A 242-nucleotide genomic window follows, 5' to 3' on the forward strand; every position below is an offset into this window, starting at 1 on the left:
CTGCCCTTGCCTGATACCTCAAAGCTGGAAAAGCTAAACCGGGAGCTGGAGAAAAGCGAAAAGAAACTGCGGAAAGCCATCAATGATGAAAAGGCATTGCAGCACCAGTTGAAGCAGCTTACCCGAAAGGAACGGACGCACCGGCTCTGTACCCGTGGCGGTATGCTGGAAAGTTTTCTGCAAGAGCCGGAACGCCTGACAGATGATGATGTCATGCTGTTGTTGAAACTCATTTTTCACAG

At 50.0% G+C, this 242-nt stretch carries 1 protein-coding gene; it reads left to right on the forward strand.

What is annotated here, in order from left to right:
• Nucleotides 1-6: 6 nt before the first annotated feature.
• The coding region (locus DW743_RS17745; RefSeq protein WP_118760273.1) for a DUF3847 domain-containing protein at nt 7-242 on the forward strand (236 nt) is incomplete at its 3' end.

It is taken from the genome of Blautia sp. AM28-27 (assembly GCF_003480905.1).
GTDB classification, from domain to species: domain Bacteria; phylum Bacillota; class Clostridia; order Lachnospirales; family Lachnospiraceae; genus Fusicatenibacter; species Fusicatenibacter saccharivorans.